A 17,230-nucleotide genomic window follows, 5' to 3' on the forward strand; every position below is an offset into this window, starting at 1 on the left:
GTCCCGAGTGGTCGCCATTGATGCTTCCAGTCGTGTTCTGGTCGACGCCTGAGGACTCTTCGTTGCCGAACGGCCACCATTTTTAATGGTTGGAATTATGCGTCCTACGGTTGCGCCATCGCCGACGTTGCCAGCCCGATCATCAGAACCGATGCTGCGAGAAATTCCTGTACATTGCATTACGCCGTGTCTTGGTCGCCTTAGGTGCGACAGGGGGTAAACCCGGCGGTCAGCCGGTTGGTTCATTGAAATTGTCGTGAGGCTGGGGTGATGGAAAGGCGCGGCCGGCAACCCGCTCGATGAAACCGATCACCCGCTTGGGCTCGACGAACTGCGGCATATGGCCGAGGCCGTCGACAGGCTCGAAATCAAGCCCCTTGATCTTGCCACGCATCGGCTCGCCATGGATGCGGATGTCGATGACGCGGTCGGCGGTTCCAAACAGGATGCCGGCCGGCATGGCAATCTCGCCATAGCGTTGCTCGATGCGGCCGAGATCCTGTTCGATGGCCACGACATCGGCTGATGTCGCCTGGAAATGGACTGGCCGCAGCCCGAGCCAGCCACCGCCGTCGACCATGTAGTCCACGGGAAAAGCCTGCGGCGCGAAGATGAATTCCATCGTCGGCCGCGCATAGCGCAGGCTCAGCGGTATCGCCACGGTGTAGGCCATGACCCGTCGCCAAAGGCGTGAGGGAATGTTGAGCAAGCCGGTCTTTTCGCGCATGCCAGGTTCCAGATGCGTCAACGGCGCCAGCAAGGCGATCCCCGCAATCACCTCGGGATGCTCCACGGCCAGGGTCAGCGTGACGGCGCCACCCAGCGAGTGACCCACCACCAGCGGCCTCTCCAGCCTCAATTTTTCGATGAAACGGCGCACCAGGGCTGCCTGTTCGGGCAACCGGCCCGTGGCGCCGTTCGCGCGCGTCGAATAGCCCGATCCCGGACGATCGAGCGCGATCAGCCGGTAGCCGGGGGCGAACTGGCCAAACAAGGTGTGCCGGAAATGATGAAGCTGGGCGCCAAGCCCGTGGATAAAAACGATCGGCCGCCCCTCGCCTACATCGACATAGTGGATGCGGCTGCCGTCAATCTCGACGAATTTTCCGACCGGCGGCACCAGTCTTTGCGCCTTCGCCGCGATCCACAGCGTCGCCAACACCAGACAGGCGATCCCCAGGACCGCCAGCAGGAACGACAGGGCCAGCAGCCACGACAGGATCGATATCAGCATTGTTCACCCGGACCAGAACCAGTTCGAGCTTACCCGCATCCGGTCGCGCTGCAACCTGGCATCGAAACGGGTGCCATGTTGGCCGCCCGGACGGCATTGCCGACAGCCACGCGCCGCGCTATCTCAGGCGACCCGTCCTGCCGGAGCCCTCCATGCCTGAAATCGTTACAGCCGCCATGCTTGTCATCGGCGATGAGATTCTGTCCGGCCGCACCAAGGACAAGAACATCGGCCACCTCGCCGACATCATGACGGCTGTCGGCATCGACCTGAAGGAAGTGCGCATCGTTCCCGACGAGGAAGACGAGATCGTTGCGGCGGTGAATGCCGTGCGTGCGCGTTATACCTATGTGTTCACCACCGGCGGCATCGGCCCGACCCATGACGACATCACCGCCGATTCGATCGCCAAGGCGTTCGGCGTTCCCTGCGAATACGATGCCAAGGCCTATGCCATGCTGGGCGAAAGCTATGCGGCGCGCGGCATCGAATACACCGAGGCGCGCAAGCGCATGGCGCGGATGCCGCGTGGCGCCGACCATATCGACAACCCGGTGTCCGTGGCGCCCGGCTTCCGCATCGGCAACGTCCACGTCATGGCCGGCGTGCCCTCGATCTTCCAGGCCATGCTCGACAATGTCGTGCCGACGCTGAAGACCGGCACGAAAATGCTGTCGGCGACGGTGCACTGTCCGTTCGGCGAAGGCCTTATCGGCGGGCCACTGGGTGAGATCCAAAAGGCGCATCCGGACACGATTATCGGTTCCTATCCAAAGTATGGCGACGGCAAGTTCTGGACCGAACTGGTCGTTCGCGCCCGCAGCCAGGAGGCGCTCGAGGCCGCGCGCGCCGATGTCGAGACAATGGTGGCGGGTTTCGCCGCCAAGGCGAGTTGAGGCCGGAACCAAGCGCGGCGCGCCAACGTTTCCCTGCACGCGAGATCGAAGCTCGCCAGATTGAGGGATCATCATGCGCTTCAAGACCATCGTTGCCATTCTGCAGAACGAGCAGGACGCCGAACGCGTGCTCGACTGCGCCATTCCGCTCGCCAGCCGCTACGAGAGCCATCTGATCGGCATCCATGCCGAGGCGCTTCCGGTGCCCTACACGTCGGCGACCGGCTTCCCGGATACCGAATTCCTGCAGGTGTCGGCCGACATGAACCGGGAGCGCGCCGACAAGCTGCAGGCCGTCTTTCTCCGGCGCATCGAGGATTCCGGCCTTTCCTTCGAATGGCGCAGCCTGGAGAGTTTCTCCGGCGACAGCGCGCTGACCGGCATTTCGAGCGTGCGCGCCGCCGATCTCATTGTCGCCGCCCAGCGCGATACCGGCGGCGATCCGAGCGCCGATGTCGACACGCTGGTCTATGACGCCGGCCGGCCGGTGCTGGTGGTGCCGAGTGCTGGCCCACTGGTCACCACATTCAAACATGTGCTGCTCGCCTGGAACGGCAGCAAGGAAGCCGCGCGCGCCGCCTTCGACGCCCTGCCCTTCATCATCGAGGCCGAGAAAACCGACATATTGGTCATCGATCCGCCTGATACGCTCGACGAAAGCCCGGAAGCCGCCGGTGCCGAAATCGCGTCGGCCCTGTCGCGCCATGGCGCCAATGTCAGTGTCTCGGTGCAGAAATCAGGGGGCACCTCGGTCGACGACATGATCCAGAACCGGGTCGCCGAGACCGGCGCCGATCTCCTGGTGCTTGGTGCCTACAGCCACTCCTGGCTGCGCCAGCTGCTGTTCGGCGGGGTGACGCGCACGGTGCTGCGCACAACGCAGGTGGCGGCCTTCCTGTCGCGATAAGTCCACAGCCATCGCAGCCGGTCGCCCTTGCCAAGTCCAAGGGTTTCCAGTTAATTCCGCGCGCATTCCCCTGTTTTTGTGCACGCGGCCTTCGCGTGCTGCGGAGTGCGCGAAAAATGTCCCTTCCCGAAAAAGCCTTCCCGGTCTCCTGGGACCAGTTCCATCGTGACGCCCGTGCGCTTTCCTGGCGGCTTTCCGGCGCCAACAAGGGACAATGGCGAGCGATCGTCTGCATCACCCGCGGTGGACTGGTCCCCGCGGCGATCATTGCGCGCGAGCTTGGCATCCGCATCATCGAGACGGTCTGCGTCGCCTCCTATCATGACTACACCAGCCAGGGGCAGTTGCAGGTGCTGAAGGAAATCACGCCCGCGCTGCTCGCAGACGATGGCGCCGGCGTGCTGATCATCGACGACCTGACCGACACCGGCAAGACCGCCGGCATCGTGCGCGCGATGATGCCCAAGGCGCATTTCGCCACCGTCTACGCCAAGCCGAAAGGCCGCCCGCTGGTTGATACTTTTGTCACCGAGGTCAGCCAGGACACCTGGATCTATTTCCCCTGGGACATGGGATTCACCTACCAGAAGCCGATCGCCGACGACCACGCCGGCTGATTCGCAACAGGCCGCATTTTTCCAGTTAAGCCGCCACCGACGACAATATTTGCTTCCGCGGACGGATCTGTGGGGCAAGATATCCTGTGAAATCGATCTCGATTGGCGGAAATCAGCCAGCCTGACCAAAGTTTTTACTTTTATTGGTCATAATTAGCCGTAAGATTCGTGAGGCGGCAAATGATTCTGGAGGCTGGGGCTAGCTTCTCCGATGTTGACGAGGCCAACGACGCACAACCATCTGGCTGAAAGGGTCCGGCGACTCTTCGGCACCGCGCCGTGCCGTCTGCAGGTTGCCGCGCTGCCGTGGCGCGACACCGGGAATGGCGTCGAGATCATGCTGATCACCAGCCGTGATACCGGCCGCTGGGTGTTGCCGAAAGGCTGGCCAGAGGCCAGGGAGCCACTCTGCGAGGCGGCGGCGCGCGAGGCCGGCGAGGAAGCCGGGTTGCGCGGAAACATTTCCCATCTCGAAGCCGGCCGTTATTTCTATGCCAAGGTTCTGGGCTCCGGCGAAGAAGTGCCTTGCGAGGTGCTGGTGTTTCCGCTGGAAGTCGACAAGATCGCCGATCGCTGGAAGGAAAAGCGCGCCCGCACCCGCAAATGGGTCAATTCGAGCGAAGCGGTGCGCATGGTCAATGAACCCGACCTTTGCCAGATCATCGCCTATTTCTGCGCCGACCCGCACAGATTCTCCTAAGCTGCATCTTTCGCGTGCTCTATGGCGGATTCACAACCATGTGATGTAGCGCATGAATGGTTTGCTAATTTTTCTTCGCTAAGAATTGGCCAATCTGGCGATTGACCGATGGCGAACTTTGTAGACCCACTTAAGCAAGACCCCGACGGCCCTAAGCGCGAGCACCGTCCACGCGTGCTCAAGGGCGGTTCCGTCATCACCGGCATTCAAAACTCGGAAGTCGCCGTTACGCTGCGCAATCAGCATGCGGGCGGCGCCGAATTGAAAGTTCCGCTGGAGTCGCGGGTTCCCGATCGTTTCCTTCTTTATGTACCGCTCGATGGCGTCGCCTATCGCTGCGAGGTCCGCTGGCGTCGCAACGATCGGATCGGGGTCCAGTTCACCGGCACCGAGCCCAAGCCGAAGCTGCATTACGGCTGATATCCGACCGGATTGCTCCCGGCAGATGCCTCCGATCGTCCGCTGCTCGCAAATCCGCCGCCCGAAACGATAATCGCAGCGGCGCATTTCTATCCCCGTTATCCACATGTGTGACACACAAGATGTTGGGGTCACAAAAGCTACGCAAACGAATCCTTGACGGCGCAAAACGAGTCGCCTTTTATAGGCCGTGCGCTCCTGTTGAGAGTGCGACCGGAAAGTTCTGAGCCCGGTCTTTTTCCCGGATTATGTGCGTTTTTGCCCGCATTTCCGCCTGTTTACGAGGCCGGCGGAAGCGTTGGGATTGTGGGGTGGCGGGGCGACGAAAGGGAGAATTGTCGGACTGGAATAAATTGTCTGTTAATACTATATTTAGTGTTTGCAGGTAGGTTCGACGCTAGATAGTGTGAATTTCCCTCGAGTGAGGGAATCGAAAAAATCAGATTTGAGGGACCCGCGGAGTTCCCCGGCGCGTTGTGACAGAGGCTTCCTAAGGAGCCCAGGTACAAGTGCTGGGGGGAGATCGCGAAATGGAGAGCCGGCCGTTTTCGAACGCCGGCAGACGGCGGACATGCGCGTTTCGCATTGGGGGCAGAAATCCCTGGGGAAAAGCGCTATATATAGACAAAAGGACCGGACCAATGCGCATCGAGCGTCGCTTCACCAAGGCAGGCCAATCAGCTTATGCGGAGATCGAATTCCGCAAGGCCCTGTCCGAGATCAAGAATCCGGATGGCTCGGTGGTGTTCCGTCTCGACAACATCGATGTGCCGGCGCAGTTCTCCCAGGTGGCCGCCGACATCCTGGCGCAGAAATATTTCCGCAAGGCCGGTGTGCCCGCGCGGCTGAAGAAGGTCGAGGAGAACGACGTCCCCTCCTTCCTGTGGCGCTCCGTCGCCGACGAGGCCGAGCTTGCCAAGCTGCCGGAAGGGGAGCGCTACGGCTCCGAGATCGATGCCCGCCAGGTATTCGACCGGCTGGCTGGCACCTGGACCTACTGGGGCTGGAAGGGCGGCTACTTCAAGACGTCGGAGGAAGACGCGCGCGCTTTCCGCGATGAACTTGCCTATATGCTGGCCACCCAGCGCGTCGCACCGAATTCGCCGCAATGGTTCAACACCGGCCTGCACTGGGCCTACGGTATCGACGGACCGAGCCAGGGTCACTTCTATGTCGACCCCTTCACCGGCAAGCTGACCAAGTCGAAATCCTCCTACGAGCATCCGCAGCCGCATGCCTGCTTCATCCAGGGCGTTCAGGACGACCTCGTCAACGAGGGCGGCATCATGGATCTGTGGGTGCGTGAAGCGCGCCTGTTCAAATACGGATCCGGCACCGGCTCGAACTTCTCGCTGCTGCGCGGCGAAGGCGAAAAGCTGTCCGGCGGCGGCCGTTCGTCCGGCCTGATGAGCTTCCTCAAGATCGGCGACCGCGCCGCTGGCGCCATAAAGTCGGGCGGCACGACGCGCCGCGCCGCGAAAATGGTCATCGTCGACGCCGACCATCCCGATATCGAGGAATTCATCGACTGGAAGGTCAATGAAGAGCAGAAGGTCGCCTCGCTGGTGACCGGCTCCAAGATCGTCAAGAAGCATCTTGAGCTGATCATGAAAGCCTGCGTCAATTGCGAAGGCAATGGCGACGATTGCTTCGACCCGGCCATCAACACGGCGCTGAAGCGCGAGATCAAGGCGGCCAAGAAGGACGCGGTGCCGGAGAACTACATCTACCGCGTCATCCAGTTCGCCAAGCAGGGCTACACCTCGATGTCGTTCAAGACCTACGACACCGACTGGGATTCGGACGCCTACCTGACGGTTTCGGGCCAGAACTCCAACAATTCGGTGTCGCTGAAGGACAATTTCCTGCGCGCCGTCGAGCAGGACGCCGACTGGCACCTGACCGCCCGCAAGGACGGCAAGGTGCTGAAGACGCTGAAGGCGCGGGATCTCTGGGAAAAGATCGGCTACGCCGCCTGGGCATCGGCGGACCCGGGCCTGCACTTCAACACGACGATGAACGACTGGCACACCTGCGCTTCTGCCGGTGCGATCCGGGCCTCCAACCCGTGCTCGGAATACATGTTCCTCGACGACACCGCCTGCAACCTCGCCTCGATCAATCTGCTGCCTTACCGCAATGCCGACGGCACGATCGATATCGCTGCCTACGAGCACACGGTGCGGCTGTGGACCATCGTGCTCGAAATCTCGGTCATGATGGCGCAGTTCCCGTCGAAGGAGATCGCCAAGCAGTCCTACGAATACCGCACGCTCGGCCTCGGCTACGCCAACATCGGCGGCCTGCTGATGACCTCGGGCATACCGTATGACTCGGACGAGGGCCGTGCCATCTGCGCAGCACTTACCGCGATCATGACCGGCATGGCCTATGCCACGTCGGCCGAGATGGCCGCCGAGCTCGGCGCCTTCGCCGACTACGACCGCAACGCCCAGAACATGCTGCGCGTCATGCGCAACCATCGCCGTGCCGCCTATGGCGAGAAGCAGGGCTATGAGAAGCTCGCCGTCAACCCGGTGCCGCTGGTCGCCTCCGACCTCAAGCAGCAGGCGCTTGTCGAGCATGCGAAAGCCGCCTGGGACCGCGCCATCGAGCTTGGCGAGGAGCACGGCTACCGCAATGCGCAGGCGACCGTCATCGCGCCGACCGGCACGATCGGTCTGGTCATGGATTGCGACACCACCGGCATCGAGCCCGACTTCGCGCTGGTGAAGTTCAAGAAGCTCGCCGGCGGCGGCTACTTCAAGATCATCAACCGCGCCGTGCCGGAAGCGCTGCGCACGCTCGGCTATTCCGAGAGCCAGCTCGCCGAGATCGAGGCCTATGCGGTCGGCCACGGCAATCTCAACCAGGCGCCGGCAATCAACCCCGGCTCGCTCAAGGCGAAAGGCTTCACCGACGAGAAGATCGCGGCGCTCAATGCCGCGCTGAAGTCGGCCTTCGACATCAAGTTCGTCTTCAACCAGTGGACGCTCGGCGCCGACTGGGTGAAGGAGACCTTCGGCTTCACCGACGAGCAGCTCAACGACTTCTCGTTCGAGATCCTGCCGGCGCTGGGCTTCTCCCGGAAGGACATCGAAGCCGCCAACATCCATGTCTGCGGTGCGATGACGCTGGAAGGCGCGCCCTTCCTCAAGGCCGAACACCTCGCCGTGTTCGACTGCGCCAGCCCCTGCGGCAAGATCGGCAAGCGTTCGCTTTCGATCAACAGCCACATCCAGATGATGGCGGCGGCACAGCCCTTCATCTCCGGCGCCATCTCCAAGACCATCAACATGCCCAACGATGCGACGGTGGAAGACGCCAAGGGCGCCTACATGCTGTCGTGGAAGCTGGCGCTGAAGGCCAACGCGCTCTATCGCGACGGCTCGAAGCTGTCGCAGCCGCTGAATTCCTCGCTGCTCGCCGATGGCGAGGAGGATGAGGACGATGCGGTCGAGCAGCTGATCGCGGCCCCAGCTGCGGCGCGTGCTGCGCAGATCACCGAGCGGATCGTCGAGCGCATCATCGAACGCGTGTCGCGCGAGCAGGAAAAGCTGCCCGGCCGCCGCAAGGGTTATACGCAGAAGGCCAAGATCGGTGGCAACACCATCTTCCTGCGCACCGGCGAATATGATGATGGCCGCCTCGGCGAGATCTTCATCGACATGAACAAGGAGGGTGCCACACTGCGTGGCCTTCTCAACAACTTCGCCATCGCGATCTCGCTCGGCCTGCAATACGGCGTACCGCTCGACGAATATGTGCACGCCTTCACCTTCACCAAGTTCGAGCCGGCGGGCATGGTGCAGGGCAATGACGCCATCAAGAGCGCGACGTCGATCCTCGACTACGTATTCCGCGAACTCGCGATCTCCTATCTCGGCCGCAACGACCTCGCCCATGTCGACCAGTCGGACTTTTCCAACACCGCACTTGGCCGCAACATCAGCGAAGGCAAGACCGACGCCGTCTCCAAGGGTCTGACCCGTGGTTCGCCGGTGAAGCTGGTGTCGAGGGCAATCGGCAACGAGCCGAAGGGCTTTGCCGGCTCCACCCCCCCTGCCCGCTCGGCGCCGACCGCCTTCTCCGGCTCCAACGTGCTGGCGTTGAAGCCCGCCAGCGACGAAGCAGTCGCCTACAAGCGCGATTATGAGGACCGCGCCAAGGAACTGGCCGAAGACATCGCCTTCGAGGAAGCGGCGGGCGCGGCTTCCGACACCACGGCGGCACTGTTCACCGACGCCGCGGCCAATGAAGCGGCCGAAGCGAAGAAACTCGCCGCCGACCGCCGCGCCAGGTCACTGCTGCAAGGCTACACCGGCAATTCCTGCTCCGAGTGCCAGAATTTCACCATGGTGCGGAACGGGACCTGCGAGAAGTGCGATACGTGCGGCGCCACGAGCGGGTGCAGCTGAGGGGATTTGATTGAGCCCAAAAGTCGTAAATGCAACGACGCCGACAATCCTAGATTTCGGCGTCGTTGAAAGCGGCATACGGGAACGTGAGAGCGCCAGCGTCTCGCGCAGCGATGCATTCACTAGACTTGCTCTAGAAACTGTCTTTGGGTTACCTCAACCAGAGGTCGATGAGTATATCGTTGACGGCTTTGATGATCGCGGCATCGATATTGTCTATATCGACCACGACAATCGTGTAATAAATATCGGATCATGCAAGACGGTTGTCTCATATAAAAATTCTCGGAAGAATTTCCCTGGCGACGAAATTGATAAAATAATCTCTTTTGTTGAAGACCTCGTTCTTAATCGCGAGGATATGCTTAAAACATGCAACGGCCCTCTAGTGGATTGATCGAGACAAAAGAGTCCGATGTTGGATTCCCATCTGTTTTCGCATGTGCGACGATCGGGCATGCGCACCGGTATTACATTTGACGTCACTGCCGCCGACAGGATCCAGCTCGAAGCCATCGTGGCAAAGCACGGTTCGCCGCAGAAGCATGCGTGGCGGGCGAAGATCATTCTGATGAGCGATGACGGCTTGGGAACCGTGACCATTATGCAGGCTACCGGCAAATCGAAGACCTGCGTGTGGCGATGGCAGGAGCGTTTTATGGCCGAAGGCGTGGATGGCCTTTTGCGCGACAAGAGCCGCCCGCCAGGCATTGCGCCACTCGATCCCGAACTGGTCGATCAGGTGATCGCGCTGACGCTGGAAACGCCCAAGCAAGAGGCCACACACTGGACCGTTCGCGCGATGGCAAAGGCGGTGGGGATCGCGGCCTCTTCGGTCGTCAAGATATGGCACGAGCATGGTCTTGCACCGCACCGCTGGCGCAGCTTCAAACTGTCGAATGACAAGGCCTTTGCCGAGAAACTGCACGATGTCGTTGGGCTCTACGTCTCGCCGCCGGCCCATGCCATTGTTCTTTCCGTCGATGAAAAGAGCCAGATCCAGGCGCTGGACCGCACCCAGCCAGGACTTCCGTTAAAGAAGGGGCGGGGTGGCACGATGACCCATGATTACAAGCGCCACGGAACCACCACCCTGTTTGCTGCCCTCAATGTTCTCGACGGCTCGGTGATCGGCCGCAACATGCAGCGACACCGGCATCAGGAGTTCATCCGTTTCCTCAACGTGATTGAGGCGCAACTGCCGAAGGATAAGGCAGTCCACGTCATTCTCGACAACTACGCGACCCATAAGCAGCCGAAGGTCCGCGCCTGGCTGGCAAGACATCCGCGATGGACCTTCCACTTCGTTCCAACATCATGTTCATGGCTCAACGCTGTCGAGGGCTTCTTCGCCAAACTGACACGACGTAGACTGAAACACGGTGTCTTCCACTCCGTCGTCGATCTGCAGGCGGCAATCAACCGCTTCATGACTGAGCACAATCACGAACCCCGGCCATTCGTCTGGAAAGCAGACCCCGATGAGATCATTGCAGCCGTCAAACGCGGGCACCAAGCGTTGGAATCAATCCACTCTCATGATTGCTGACAATGGCCTTTGACATAAGCTGCGGCCCGCCGATCCGGATCGGCGGTCGAGGCACTTGTACGGCGGATATGAGGTGCAAGAGGCGGGACTTGAACGTCGGTCAACAATCTCTCATCCGCGGGTCGGGCCGCATGACCTGGTTTCGTTTGGGGCTGCCTCTGTCTAGGTGGCGAGCGTCGAGGCTCATAGTGGAGACGAGGGCTCCCCGGCATTGTCCCGCCTCCAGCGCCGCATATCGCGCCGAGGCTGATCCTGTGTTGTGGTCTCCTCTGCTGGCTGTCTGTCAAATAGTGGTCACGCCGTCTTTGGCGCGGATTGAACCGTGCAGGCGATCGACCAGATGAAGCCCACCATCTCGCGTGCGATGGCGACATTGACGACGTTCGCATTCTTGCCGCGCGCGCTCAGCCGACGATATCGGGTGCACAGTCGAACTTGCGCTTTCCACCCGATATCGCGAACGACTTTCGGCAGCGCCTCGATCCGGTCGACCTTGTGCCGGCCGATGCGCGCTCTCATCCGGTAAGCCCAGGCGCCTTCGACCAGCGCGCGCCGGGCATGAGTGTTGCCGGTCTTGGTGATGCCGCCGCGCCAGACGGTCTCACCACTCGATTGTTCTCCGGGGACCAGGCCAAAATAGGCCATGAGCTGGCGTGGGTTTGAGAAGCGTGTGAAGTCACCGACCTCCGCGACCAGCACCACGGCATTAATCAGCGCGATGCCGCGCATCGCCTGCAAGGCGTCAACGACCGGGCGCTGGTTCCATTCCGGGAGCAGGCTGAGTATCTGTTCCTCGACCTGCTGCAGGCGCCGTTCCGCATCCATGACAGCATCGACGTAGTCCTGAAATGCGATCTGCTGAGCGGGATGGTCGAAGGCCAATGTCGAAAGCCATCGCCGGTAAGCCTTTCGCCAGGCCGTCCCGCGCTCATGCTTGCGCCCGTGACGCAGCAGAAATCCTTGAAGATGTTGGCGCGCTCGCGTCACCACCTGTCGCACGACGCTGCGCAACCGGATCAGGTCGCGCATGGCTTCATGATCGGCGTCGGGCACCCAGACTGGGGTCAACTCTCCGGCCCGATGAAGGCGGGCGAGCATGGTGGCGTCGCGACGGTTCGTCTTCACCCGATCGCCAGGCTTCCGCGGAATCAGCGATGGCGCCACCACGTCGCACCGATGGCCGAGGCGCGTGAGTTGGCGATGAACGCCATAGCCGCACGGGCCGGCCTCATAACAAAACGCCAGTGGCTTGCCGGACCGCCTGAGACGATCGCACAGCTTGCTGATGGTATCAGCATCATTGGCAATCTCGCCGAGATATTCCACCGAGCCGGAGCGTCCGCTCTCCGCCACCGCGACTGAGATCCGTTCCTTGTGAATATCCAAACCGACAAATCTGATATGGTCCATATGGCCCGTCTCCTATGCATGAGGCTCTGCGCCGGCCAGCCGGCTTAACCCTCGTACCGTTGCATATCGGATGACGGGCCGCCCTCAGGCCCAGCAATCATAGGGACTAGCTGCAAAAGTTAGGGAAATATGGGATATCTTTGCGGAAGAGAGCTATCGGATTTCGGTTCATCTCTTTTCAAACCAAGCCACCCTTCAAAAAGATGCTCACAACCGACTAGTTGAAGCTCTGAGCCGTCACGAAATTGCGCTGTTCGAATACGGATTGTTCGAGCTATCTCATGGTGTCGTAAAGGCCACTAAGCCTCGGTTCAAAAAGAAGATTATTCCGTCAGATGATGCCGCGTTCAGCGTAAAAGAGGCCAACAAGCGGGCTGTCATGCTGAAGGTCTCGTTGAAGGAACTGACTCAGTTTCTCAGCGCAGAAAACGAAACATTCGATGAGCGATTAATCTGGCAAAACGTTCGATATTTCCTCGGCCTCGATAATGAGGTCAATCGGGAAATCCGCGAAACATTGCTGTCCGGGCAGGCGAGCGATTTTTGGTTCTTGAACTCCGGTCTTACAATCGTTTGCGAACAGATAGTTTCAGTAGCGAATGGCCGACACCCTATAACGATGGTAAACCCTCAGATTGTGAATGGCTGCCAAACCGCGACTGTCATTCATGCGGTTTCGACCGGAACCATGGCCGACCTAGACAATGGCTATGTCCATGTGAAAATTATCGAAACAAACGATAGTACATTTATCGAGCGGGTTGCCCTCGCAAGCAACACGCAGAGCCGCATCCTAGCACTACTTTGGCATTTTTTTGGTTCTGGGAGCGTTTGAGGATTCCCAAGAGCGGTTTTGCGTGATTCATGAGAGGTCGGCTGTTGGAGGGGCCGGCCATGAACAGGGATTGGCAAGTCGATCTGGAGCAGTGGCTTGAGCCGTTCGTCTCGGCGTTGAGGCACAAGACGCGTGCTCGGATGTGTCCGGCCTATATTGCTGGGCTGATTGGCCTTGGGGATCGCAAGAGCATCCAACCGATGGCGGCGCGCGACGCAGGCGTCAACTATGACCAGCTGCACCACTTCATCGCGAGCGGCGTGTGGGATGCTGGGCCGCTGGAGAAGGTGCTACTTGCGGAGGCCGACAGACAAGTTGGCGGGAACGATGCATGGCTGATCGTGGACGACACAGCGCTCCCCAAGAAGGGGCGCCACTCGGTCGGCGTCGCGCCGCAATATGCCTCGGCGCTTGGTAAGAACGCCAACTGCCAGACGCTGGTGTCGCTGACGCTGGCCTCTAGCGAAGTGCCGGTCATGGTGGGACTGCGGCTGTTTCTGCCCGAGAGCTGGACTTCCGATCCCGCCCGGCTCGACCGTGCCGGTGTGCCCGAGGACCATCGTGCCTACAGGACCAAGCCCGAAATCGCGCTGGCCGAGATCGACCGGGCTCGCGCAGCCGGCCTACGCTTTGGCTGCGTGCTCGCCGATGCCGGATATGGCTTGAGCGCCCCCTTCCGGCAGGCGCTCACCGAGCGCGGCCTTACCTGGGCCGTCGGCATCCCGTTCAAGCAGAAGGTCTATCCCGCCGACGTGGCAATGATCTTTCCCGTTGCCGGACGCGGCCGTCCGCGCCAGCGGCATATCCCCGATGTGAAGTCGATGACCGCGAAGGCGATGCTGGAGACAGCCCCATGGCGCGCGGTCAGTTGGCGGCGTGGCACCAAAGGCCGCCTCTCGGCGCGCTTCGCCGCTGTCCGTGTCCGGGTTGCAGATGGCCCACCCCAGCGCATCCGCGACATGGGCGCTCAGCATCTGCCCGGCGAGGAGGTCTGGGTGATCGGCGAGCACCGCTCGACCGGCGAGCGCAAATACTACCTCTCCAACTTGCCCGCCGACACCCCGCTCAAGCAGATCGCAGGCGCCATCAAGGCGCGCTGGGTCTGCGAACAGGCGCATCAGCAGCTCAAGGAGGAACTTGGCCTCGACCACTTCGAAGGGCGCTCATAGACCGGCCTGCACCGGCACGCGCTGATGACGATGATCGCCTACGCCTTCCTGCAATCTCGCCGCCTCAAACAAGCGGGAGGGGGAAAAAAGAATCGTTGGCCCGCCGCCCCAACCGAGCCTACCCGCCGTCAGGCAAGCCATCCTCACCGCGCTAGCGCAGCCGCCCCCAATCCGTTGTCCCCACTGCCGCAGAGCCCTCTCCGCTAACAATCTGCCAAAGTAGTGCTAAATCGCGACTTGAGAGCAAACGACAACATACAGCGCCAACTGGTCGAGTGTCTTAGGCCTCACAACTATTTCTATGTTAGGAAGCGTGGAGAGAACGCACCTCGTCCAGGAATGAGGATGATCGATGCGGCGAGAGCAGGCCAGCTTGTCCTGGCGTACCTTTGCGGCGAACCGACAAAGAGCAAAACTAACTCGAATGATATATTTGGCGATCTGTATGAGGAGGCATTCAATCCTCATGCAGTAACGCCCGAGGTAATTATCGCGGCACACGAATGTTATTCCGTGATCGAGCGCCGCAGAAAAGAAATCCTGGCCTGGCAGGCATCGGTTACTCGAAATTCCTTTGAGGAATCATGGCTGATCGAAGGCCATTTTCATTTACTCTTCGTCATTGGTGAGCTGATGCGCCGAGCCTCCATTCCGTTGTCAGAGACGACAATAGCCATCAGCTTGATTGAGAAAGCAAGCAGCATCCTGAGGACCTTTGTCGAGCGGAATCAAAAAGTTGCAAACTATAGACTCTTCCGTTTGGCTAGATCTCGGGAGGAAATCCTGAAGATCATAGACAATAGCTCCAAGCCGGATGAGGCCAACCCTGTTCAGATTGAGCTGTTCCAACACTTAGGATCGGCGTAGCGCCTACTGCACCCGCAGCGTCTGCTCGTCAAACAACGGCTCATCCTGGCCGATGCGCACGAACAACACCTTCCGCCCCTCACCGGCCGGCACCTCGAAATACTGGATGCCGTCAGGCATTTCGCCCCAGTCACCGCAGGGCGGTTCGGGAACCTCATCGGGATTGGCGAGCGCTTTCAACTCTTTCGCATAGGCCGCGTCGGGGCTGAATGTGTAACGCTTGACGCCGGCGGGCAAGGTGCCCTCCGTGTAAGGCATGACCACGCAGCGGGCGATGACCGTCTTGTCGGTCTTTTCCAGGAACAGCCGCCGCACGGCAGCCTCGGCGATTTCGCCCGGCTTGATGTCGAACACCTCAACCAGAGGGTCGGCCGCGCCGCCATCGCTGTATTTGATGGCGAGCGCGTTGCCGGCGAATTCGAAATGGATCTGGCGGAAGCCGAAATCGCAGCGCTGTGTCCAGGCGGCAAGGCCGATCGTCTTGTCGGCCAGTTTTTCCCAGACGCATTTGTCGATCGGCGGGCGCGATGGCGCCGGCTCGTCCGCGCGCGCCGCGGCGGATATCGCGGCGGAGGCAAGCAAGGCGCAGAGGATCGATCTCCTGGCGCTAGTCATCGCTGCATCCTGTCAAGGTGAAGGCGTCCCAGGCCGAGCGATCCGGATTGGCGTTGGCGAAATCGGCCCATTCAGTGAAAGCCACGCCGAAATCGGGCAAGAGCAGCCCTTTCGGCGCTGGTGTCGCTTCGCGCGAATTCAGCTGCTCGGCGCCGCCGCCGGTCAAGGCGTAGACCTGGCCATCCCATATCCTGCACAGCCCGCTGCCATCTTGCAGGCCCGCTTCGCGGTCGTCGTCGGTGCAGGTGTGGCGGATGGTGCCGAGCGGGAACGAATTCCGGCCATTGGTCCAGGTGATGTCGGCCGGCAGGTTTTTGTCGGTGTTGGGCACGCTCAGCGAAAACACCTGCGCCGTCAGCGCCGCCGGTTCGTTGTCCAGCGGCCGGAATTGCATCACCGCACCCGAGCGCGGCTCACGGTAGGTGGCGTGGCTCAGCAGACATTCCTTGGCGATCGCCACCTGCAAGGAGCAGAGCAAACCCAGGACAACAAAGGCCAGGCTGCGAATGATCATCGGATGTCTCCAGAAAACATCGTAAAAACCTGCACTCAGACAAGCCCGACGAGCCAGGCCGCGCCACCAAGAAAGCCCGCCGAACAGATCCACAGCAGCCAGAGCCCGCGCACCCGGCATTCGAGCACGGCCGAGGCGGGGTTGGCGGGGTCGTAGTGCACGTCGACCTTGCTGCCCTCGGCATAGCTTCGTGCCTGACCGCTGACGAGGCCGGGCAGCGAAGCCGTGGCCGTGGCGCCGAAGGTGACGCGGTCAGAACTGTAGCGCTGACCGGCGACCCCATAGCTGTAGACGATGCGGGATTTGAAGACGGTGCGCCAGCGTCGATAGCCGCTATAGTTCCGCAGCGCCTGCAGACCTGAAGACTCAATGCGGCCGGCGGCGACCGGCCATTTTGCCGCCTGCTCGGCAAGCGACTTCTGGGCGAAGCCCATACGCAGGATCATCAGGCCCATGAACAGCAGCAGAGCCGCGGCACCGAGATTCTGCGGCTTGGGCAGATGCGGCCGGATCGCCTCGAGCAGGCCGCCGACGGAAAACACCAGAACCAGCGCGCCGATCACCAGCCCGGCCGAGAGCTGGACCATGAACTTGAAGGCGCCGTCCGGCATGGTGCGCTCGATCACGGCTTTGGCGGGATCTGACGGATTGTAGAACACGGTTACCGCAGCGCCCCTGGGAAAGCGCGCAAGCGTTTCTGCGACTTCGAAGTTGCCAAGGTTCTCCTGCACGCTGTAGTGCGAGCTTTGAAATGTTTTGCCGCCCACTTTGTACTCGTAGGTGATCGCCGGAAAATTCCTGATCTCGGTGGAATCAGTGCTGTCCGAGCCGGCTCCAGAGCTTCGGACCTCACGCGCCTCGACGCGCGAGGAGATGATCTTGCCCGGCGTCGGCGACCAGCGGCTGGCTGCCCTCACCTCCCGCCATTTCAGGAACGTGACGATCGACAGCCCGCCGGCGACAGCGCAGGCAAAGCCGACAAGCAGTATTTTGAGCTCCACCCTGATCCCCCCGGAGTGCAGTAACCCGGCACTAGACAGCACCGCGGTGGCAATGTCTCGCTTATTCGCAAGGTCGGG

15 protein-coding genes and 1 pseudogene are annotated in these 17,230 nt (G+C 61.0%); 11 read left to right on the forward strand and 5 right to left on the reverse strand.

The window, feature by feature from the left end:
* Positions 1-229: 229 nt before the first annotated feature.
* Positions 230-1,234: an alpha/beta fold hydrolase gene (locus tag HGP13_RS23145; RefSeq protein WP_172229333.1), complete on the reverse strand. Its 1,005-nt coding sequence runs from the start codon at positions 1,232-1,234 to the stop codon at positions 230-232.
* A 152-nt stretch (positions 1,235-1,386) separates the two neighbouring features.
* Here HGP13_RS23145 and HGP13_RS23150 point away from each other — a divergent pair, with 152 nt between their 5' ends.
* The 8 genes from HGP13_RS23150 (at position 1,387) to HGP13_RS23185 (ending at position 10,741) form a co-directional block, all read left to right on the forward strand.
* Positions 1,387-2,130 carry a competence/damage-inducible protein A gene (locus tag HGP13_RS23150; RefSeq protein WP_172229335.1) on the forward strand — a complete coding sequence of 248 codons (744 nt, stop codon included), beginning with the start codon at positions 1,387-1,389 and terminating at the stop codon, positions 2,128-2,130.
* A gap of 73 nt (positions 2,131-2,203) precedes the next feature.
* Positions 2,204-3,037 (forward strand): universal stress protein, encoded by an 834-nt coding sequence (locus tag HGP13_RS23155; RefSeq protein ID WP_172229337.1) that lies wholly within the window; start codon positions 2,204-2,206, stop codon positions 3,035-3,037.
* A gap of 116 nt (positions 3,038-3,153) precedes the next feature.
* The gene (gene gpt / locus HGP13_RS23160; RefSeq protein WP_172229339.1) at positions 3,154-3,654 is read left to right on the forward strand and encodes a xanthine phosphoribosyltransferase; all 501 of its coding nucleotides are present in this window, start codon (positions 3,154-3,156) and stop codon (positions 3,652-3,654) included.
* A gap of 211 nt (positions 3,655-3,865) precedes the next feature.
* Complete coding sequence (locus HGP13_RS23165) at positions 3,866-4,354, forward strand: NUDIX hydrolase (protein ID WP_172229341.1); 489 nt, start codon at positions 3,866-3,868, stop codon at positions 4,352-4,354.
* A gap of 108 nt (positions 4,355-4,462) precedes the next feature.
* Positions 4,463-4,774 carry a PilZ domain-containing protein gene (locus HGP13_RS23170; RefSeq protein WP_172229343.1) on the forward strand — a complete coding sequence of 104 codons (312 nt, stop codon included), beginning with the start codon at positions 4,463-4,465 and terminating at the stop codon, positions 4,772-4,774.
* A 641-nt stretch (positions 4,775-5,415) separates the two neighbouring features.
* Positions 5,416-9,192, forward strand: coding sequence for a vitamin B12-dependent ribonucleotide reductase (locus tag HGP13_RS23175; protein WP_172229345.1), 3,777 nt, complete (start codon positions 5,416-5,418; stop codon positions 9,190-9,192).
* Between the two features lie 10 nt (positions 9,193-9,202).
* The gene (locus HGP13_RS23180) at positions 9,203-9,589 is read left to right on the forward strand and encodes a hypothetical protein (protein ID WP_172229347.1); all 387 of its coding nucleotides are present in this window, start codon (positions 9,203-9,205) and stop codon (positions 9,587-9,589) included.
* Positions 9,590-9,649: 60 nt separating this feature from the next.
* Positions 9,650-10,741 (forward strand): IS630 family transposase, encoded by a 1,092-nt coding sequence (locus HGP13_RS23185; protein ID WP_172234664.1) that lies wholly within the window; start codon positions 9,650-9,652, stop codon positions 10,739-10,741.
* Positions 10,742-11,035: 294 nt separating this feature from the next.
* Here HGP13_RS23185 and HGP13_RS23190 read toward each other — a convergent pair whose 3' ends face one another.
* Positions 11,036-12,151 carry an IS110 family transposase gene (locus HGP13_RS23190; RefSeq protein ID WP_172224936.1) on the reverse strand — a complete coding sequence of 372 codons (1,116 nt, stop codon included), beginning with the start codon at positions 12,149-12,151 and terminating at the stop codon, positions 11,036-11,038.
* 265 nt (positions 12,152-12,416) lie between these two features.
* On the opposite strand from HGP13_RS23190, the gene HGP13_RS23195 reads away from it, so the two are divergent.
* The 3 genes and pseudogenes from HGP13_RS23195 (at position 12,417) to HGP13_RS23205 (ending at position 15,022) form a co-directional block, all read left to right on the forward strand.
* Entirely contained in the window at positions 12,417-12,986 is a 570-nt protein-coding gene (locus HGP13_RS23195) for an AIPR family protein (protein ID WP_172229349.1), read from the forward strand.
* Positions 12,987-13,045: 59 nt separating this feature from the next.
* A pseudogene (locus tag HGP13_RS23200) lies at positions 13,046-14,362 on the forward strand (IS701 family transposase).
* 138 nt (positions 14,363-14,500) lie between these two features.
* Positions 14,501-15,022 carry a hypothetical protein gene (locus HGP13_RS23205; protein ID WP_348647079.1) on the forward strand — a complete coding sequence of 174 codons (522 nt, stop codon included), beginning with the start codon at positions 14,501-14,503 and terminating at the stop codon, positions 15,020-15,022.
* Positions 15,023-15,025: 3 nt separating this feature from the next.
* On the opposite strand, the gene HGP13_RS23210 is transcribed toward HGP13_RS23205, so the two are convergent.
* From HGP13_RS23210 to HGP13_RS23220, 3 genes are read right to left on the reverse strand one after another with little or no spacing between them, the layout of a single operon-like run.
* Entirely contained in the window at positions 15,026-15,637 is a 612-nt protein-coding gene (locus HGP13_RS23210) for a hypothetical protein (protein WP_172229352.1), read from the reverse strand.
* The gene (locus tag HGP13_RS23215) at positions 15,630-16,151 is read right to left on the reverse strand and encodes a hypothetical protein (RefSeq protein WP_172229354.1); all 522 of its coding nucleotides are present in this window, start codon (positions 16,149-16,151) and stop codon (positions 15,630-15,632) included. Before HGP13_RS23215 ends, HGP13_RS23210 begins: the two co-directional genes overlap by 8 nt.
* A 35-nt stretch (positions 16,152-16,186) precedes the next feature.
* Positions 16,187-17,152, reverse strand: coding sequence for a DUF3592 domain-containing protein (locus HGP13_RS23220; protein ID WP_246707098.1), 966 nt, complete (start codon positions 17,150-17,152; stop codon positions 16,187-16,189).
* Positions 17,153-17,230: the final 78 nt, after the last annotated feature.

It is taken from the genome of Mesorhizobium sp. NZP2077 (assembly GCF_013170805.1).
Taxonomy (GTDB): domain Bacteria; phylum Pseudomonadota; class Alphaproteobacteria; order Rhizobiales; family Rhizobiaceae; genus Mesorhizobium.